Below are 2,959 nucleotides of genomic sequence, written 5' to 3' on the forward strand. Positions count from 1 at the left end.
AATAGAAATAGGTAAGACTTTGAGGTTATCTCCATCTTTTCCCCTTCTCCACACCGTACGTGAGACTTTCACCTCATACGGCGTTCCCTCGTTATTCGATGTTCCTAAATTTCGTTATTTCCTACGGATAATCTAAGTTTATTAAGTTTCTTCAGTCCTTTATCGTCAAGCGATAAGATATTTAAATAATTACGGATTGTCTCTACTTGCGTAGCATGTATTAGTTTATGAACGTCTTTGCACACAATTGTTAGGTTATTATAACTATCGTCTCCACCATCTTTGCTAGCCTTAATGTGGTGTACTTCCATATCCCTAATTTGTAATGTCCTCTTAGATACGGAACATTTACCATACTGAGCAATATATCGCGATAACCTATTGTCATTGAATTCTGTACTTGCTCCTTTGACTGGGTTATTCCCTAGATAGTTAAGTATACTCTTATCATATTTCTTACTGAGATTGTCGTGTATCTTTTTCCGTCCAACTTCCGTATAATTACAGATATCTTGACTAAACATCATTAATTTCTGATGCCTTACATCGGCAAGAGGAAACAATGCTATTTTGGCTACAAATAGGGGTTTGTAGTTATTTTTGTATAGTCGTTTGTGCGTTTTACTGAAGTTACCTTTTGACTTACCGATTTTCCATAATCGATTGTGAATACTCTTGTTTAATACATGGGCTAACTCACCAGCATCAACGTTAATGTGTGTAGCACTATTATAGTAGTTCTGTATTCCAAGAACCGCCATATTATACTTGAACACGTTTTCCGCACGGGGATTCCGTTGGATATTAACGATATGATTCTTTAATTTTTCAAGGCACTGATTTTTAGCTTTGTTAGTCATATGTGATTGAATAACATATGGGGATTTTTGGCGATTCCCTTCGTTATTCCTTTTCGTCTGCACTCCTATTTTTAATCCAAGAAATTCTGTACTTTTCTTGCGTAAGTTAGTGATTTGCGATTTCTCTTCACTTATATCTAAGCCTAATCTATCTTTCAACCACTGTTTACATGCGAAGTACATCTTTTTAGCATCCCTTTCCGTCTTGCATATGATTTTGAAATCATCTGCATAACGTACTATGTAGCATTCTTTCATTTTAGACGCTCGTCGTAGTGCCGTGTATTTCTTGGAATCCGCCCCATTAGACCTTGTATATTCATATCGTGTTTTAAATGTTTCCCATTGGTCACTTATCCACCAATCTAATTCATTTAAAACTACATTTGATAATAGGGGGGATAGTATCCCACCTTGTGGCACTCCTTTGTCTGGTATACCTTCTCCTTCTATTTCAGCTCGTAACATTTTGGACAGTATGCATAGGAGATTTTTATCTCGTATCCCTAACGTCCATAGTTGCTTCAATAGTTTAGCGTGGTTTACATTATCAAAGAACCCTTTAATATCAATGTCAACGATATAGTACAATCGGCTAATGTTGATAGCATGATATAATTTCGCCAATGCATGTTTGGTACTTCGATTTGGACGAAACCCATAATTGTGTTTATGTAGTTTCGCTTCAACAATCGGTTCCATTACTTGTTTTATACATTGTTGAACCAGTCTATCTCCAATTGTAGGTATCCCTAACGGTCTTAACTTACCATTACTTTTTGGAATCATTACCCTTCTAACGGATTGCGGAACATAGTTGTTTAGTCTACTTTTCACATAGTCAATATACACTTCCGAGTCAGCATTGCTCCAATATTTCATCGTTTTATAGTCTGTCCCACGAGTGAGACTTCCTTTATTTCGTTTGATATTTCTATAAGCAAGTCTGATGTTGTTATCATCAGCAATATACTTGAGAAGTTTCTTGAAGGTATTTCCCGCTAGACTTCTTTCGTATAATCTGTCGAAAGTTTCTTGTGTATTATAGTATTCATTATTCCTTAGCGTTTGTCGTTTCAGTTTAGAAACTTCATCTTGGATTAGCGTAGCCATGAGTCGACATCACTCCATACTTGCGTATTGGAGTTAGCCTCTGTTAGTCTTACAAGAACCTCACAATCATAAAGAAATTTAGAGAAAGTTTTCATCAATATAACGACTTGTGGCTATCCCTCCACCCTTTGTTATCGGGGTTTCATAGGTACTGTGCCACTACTTTCACCAGTATTAAGGTAAGTTATAAGTAATTGTCCGTCTAGACATTGTTACTATTTCCTTACTAACGCTTCACTAAGAGTTAAGTCTTTCCACGTTACTGGCTTACCACGTTCCGGTTCATACACTCTGGGACATATATCTTAGGTCTCCTCTTTAAGCCTTCTCACTGGATATCACCTATAATGATATAAGGATTTTCATAACAATAAATCTTACTCATCCTCATGAGATGCAGTTATACTGCCCACAAACATTTCTATTTGTGATGGATATAGACTTGTACATTCAAGGATTCGTCAGCGTTTATCACGCATTCTAACCATAATATATTCCGAAATACCCTTAGACCGCTTCTGTAACTCTGTTCGCTGGACGGTGCCTTTAACACCGTAAGGTATTTCATAATTAGCATTCTTACTTTACCTCACGAACGAAGTGATAATTCACTCCACGGGTGGTTTATACCCGTTTACAATTTAGAGCCGTACATTCGAAGCTTCGTCAGTTTAATTATTACATTCTGATCATAGGTATTTATCGACCCCCGACATATTCATATCCTCAACCACCTCTGGTTGCATTTCCTAGAGATATACAGCTTGTCTCCTGCAGGGGATATCCTTAGCCGACTTCAACGAGCTTCACACCCACCATACCTTAACTTATGGTACGCATGTCGTAGTATTAGGGAGAGCCTTTCAGGGCGTTACTCCATCATTCGACTCTGTGTATTCCCAGTTCTCATCCCAATGATATGTTATATCGAAAGAACTTTTACTATGGGATGGGCTAACCTTTTCAGTTAGCAACGTGTCGCACTA

The 2,959-nt window shown here is 37.4% G+C and carries 1 protein-coding gene; it reads right to left on the reverse strand.

Annotated elements, in window-relative coordinates; all coding sequences use genetic code 11:
* Nucleotides 1-104 precede the first annotated feature (104 nt).
* Nucleotides 105-1,973 carry a group II intron reverse transcriptase/maturase gene (ltrA, locus tag PDQ33_RS28605; protein WP_270757092.1) on the reverse strand — a complete coding sequence of 623 codons (1,869 nt, stop codon included), beginning with the start codon at nucleotides 1,971-1,973 and terminating at the stop codon, nucleotides 105-107.
* Nucleotides 1,974-2,959 lie beyond the last annotated feature (986 nt).

It is taken from the genome of Bacillus cereus group sp. Bc031, from assembly GCF_027716265.1.
GTDB classification, from domain to species: Bacteria; Bacillota; Bacilli; order Bacillales; family Bacillaceae_G; genus Bacillus_A; species Bacillus_A paranthracis.